General features: G+C 63.3%; 4 protein-coding genes. 3 read left to right on the top strand and 1 reads right to left on the bottom strand.

Annotated elements, in window-relative coordinates:
* Positions 1 to 190: hypothetical protein (locus tag ABYV89_RS16070; protein ID WP_432823946.1), on the top strand; the 190-nt coding region annotated here is incomplete at its 5' end.
* 162 nt (positions 191 to 352) lie between these two features.
* Here the strand turns inward: ABYV89_RS16070 and ABYV89_RS16065 are convergent.
* A complete protein-coding gene (locus ABYV89_RS16065) occupies positions 353 to 889 on the bottom strand; it encodes a menaquinol oxidoreductase (protein WP_432823945.1) in 537 nt (178 codons plus the stop codon).
* Positions 890 to 1120: 231 nt separating this feature from the next.
* Between ABYV89_RS16065 and larB the strand changes: the two genes are divergently transcribed.
* Positions 1121 to 1879, top strand: coding sequence for a nickel pincer cofactor biosynthesis protein LarB (larB, locus tag ABYV89_RS16060; protein WP_432823944.1), 759 nt, complete (start codon positions 1121 to 1123; stop codon positions 1877 to 1879).
* The coding region (locus ABYV89_RS16055; protein ID WP_432823943.1) for a LarC family nickel insertion protein at positions 1876 to 2589 on the top strand (714 nt) is incomplete at its 3' end. The genes larB and ABYV89_RS16055, both read left to right, overlap by 4 nt.

Here is a 2589-nt window from a genome sequence, read left to right as displayed (position 1 = left end):
GTGTGAAGGGACCGGCTACTCCGGGCGGGTCGGCATTCATGAATTGCTGATCGGCACCGATCCGTTAAAAGCCGCCATCAAGCGCGAAGCGGCAGCCAGTGAATTGCGGGATCTCGGTTTGAAGGACGATATGACGACCCTGAAAATGGACGGCATCGCCAAGATATTCATGGGCATCACCGATCTCTAACAGATCCTGCGCGTCTGCCTCTAAAGTTGGCTTCCGTCTTCCGCCAGCAGGTACCGGCATTCCCGCCAACCCGGCTCACAGCAAGCAGCGACCCCCTCCTGGCTCATCCGGAATCTGGTGTTTTGCCTGAAGGGGCCGCGAATAGACCAACTATTTTTTTATTCACCCCAGGGGATGCCAGCGACGATGCCGTTTTATGGCTGCTTCTTCCTGCCGGATCTCCCGGCGGCAGTGGATCAGCAGGCTGAGGTATTCAAGGGTGAGCAGCAGGACACCGACCGCAAAGACCGCCCAGAAGTTGACCTCCAGCGAGCGGGCATAGAAATAGAAGCCGTAGAAAGCCGCCAGGTAAGCTATGACCGACCAGCCGCGATAGCGGTCACTGCCATCGACGATGCGCGGCAGGGTCAGGATCAGCGCCGAGAAGCAGTAGACCACCAAAGCCAGGCTGATCAGTGGAACCGGCGGCGCGGCGCCCAATAGAGTGAAAACCCCGGCGGTAAGCGCCGTTTGGCAGCCGATTGCCGCATACCCCGCTGCGCTGCACGCCGCGAACAGGGCGATTCCCCACAGCCCCTTGCGGGAAAGAACCTGCAGCTGCTCGATCCGCAACCGGCAGGCCGCTTCACGAGAAACCGCCCCACCGGCTGCGGCAATGAAATCCTGGAGAAAAGTGCTGTCGCCACGATCCAATTCCATGCGTCCTCCTGCTCCCCGGTCCTGCGCTGACCGGAAAACCAGCTGAACCAGGTGATTGATCAGACTTCGACAAACCAACCATTATTGTATAGGCTTATTTTGCACGGAGAATGCCAACACCGATAGCGGCCACGACGCCCCTCCCCGCTACCGGCTAAACGGTAAAGCTGTTCCCGTGGCAAAGAGCGAGTCCACTGGCAATTTATCCGCCCCATCTGTACGAGCGAGACCATGAACCCGAACGAACTTAAAATCCTGCTGCAGTCCATCAGCGATGGCAGCCTCTCGGTAGCCGACGGCATCGAGCGGCTGCGCACCCTCCCCTTCGAAGATGTCGGCGTGGCCATGATCGACCACCACCGGGAGCTGCGCCAGGGAACCCCCGAAGTCATCCTCGGCGAAAGCAAGAGCGCCGGCCAGATTTTCACCATCGTTGAAAAAATGGCAGAGAAGGGGAGTAACATCCTGGTCACCCGCATCAACCGGGAAAAAGCCGAGCCGCTGCTGGCCCGCTTTCCTGACGGCAGCTTCGACGCCGAAAGCCGCACCTTCTGCCTCGAGCAAAAGCCGCTGGAGTTCGCCACCCGCGGCAAAATCCTGGTCATCTGCGCCGGCACTTCCGATATCCCGGTCGCCAGGGAGGCCAGCGTGACCGCCCGCATGCTCGGCAACGAGGTGGTCGAGATCGTCGACGTCGGCGTCGCCGGCATTCACCGACTGCTCGCCAGGGGCGACCAGCTGCGCGAGGCCGCCGTGATCATCGTGGTCGCCGGCATGGAAGGGGCGCTCCCCTCGGTAGTCGGCGGCCTGGTCGCGGTGCCGGTCATCGCCGTCCCCACCTCGGTCGGCTACGGCGCCGCCTTCGGCGGTGTGGCCGCCCTGCTCGGCATGCTCAATTCCTGCGCCAGCGGCATCACCGTGGTCAACATCGACAACGGCTTCGGCGCCGCCTACGCCGCCACCCGCATCAACCGGCTGACGTCACCATGAGAACCCTTTACCTCGACACCTTTGCCGGCATCTCCGGCGACATGATGCTCGGCCTGCTGCTTGATCTCGGTGTCAGCCTGGATGCCATCGCCGCCGAACTGGCCAAACTGAAGGTCACCGGCTACAGCCTGGCATGCGCCCGCGAAAAGCGCCAGGGGATCGCAGGCGCCCGGCTGAAGGTGGCCATCGACGAGCAGCACCACCACCGCACCTGGGCCTCCATCGACCGGATGCTGGCCGAATCGGCTCTCGCCCCGGCAACCAAAGAGCTGGCCCGTCGGATCTTCCGCCGGGTCGGAGAAGCCGAGGCGAAGATTCACGGCACCCCCCTCGAAAGCGTGCATTTCCACGAAGTCGGCGCCGTCGATTCGATCGTCGATATCGTCGGCGCCGCCATTGGACTTACGCTGCTCGGCGTCGAGCGGATCGTCTGCGCGGCGCTGCCCATGTCCCACGGCAGCGTGCAGTGCGCCCACGGCGCCATCCCCCTGCCCGCCCCGGCGACCCTGGAAATCCTCAAGGGACTGCCGGTGGTCGATGGCCGCTGCGACAAGGAACTTGTCACCCCTACCGGCGCCGCCATCGCCGCTGAAATCGCCGAATTCGGCCCGTTGCCGGCGATGACCATCGAACGCATCGGTTACGGCGTCGGCGGCCGCGACCTGGCCGACCGCCCCAACCTGCTGCGCGGTATTTTAGGCACCACGGAC

The sequence above is a fragment of the Trichloromonas sp. genome (assembly GCF_041583255.1).
Classification (GTDB): domain Bacteria; phylum Desulfobacterota; class Desulfuromonadia; order Desulfuromonadales; family Trichloromonadaceae; genus Trichloromonas.
Note: the sequence above shows the minus strand (reverse complement) of the source record. Positions and strands in the feature narration are given on the sequence as shown.

Bases quoted from the DNA above. Each gene is read 5' to 3' on its own strand.
- ABYV89_RS16065 (WP_432823945.1), bottom strand. From the start codon at position 889: ATGGAATTGGATCGTGGCGACAGCACTTTTCTCCAGGATTTCATTGCC.
- larB (WP_432823944.1), top strand. From the start codon at position 1,121: ATGAACCCGAACGAACTTAAAATCCTGCTGCAGTCCATCAGCGATGGC.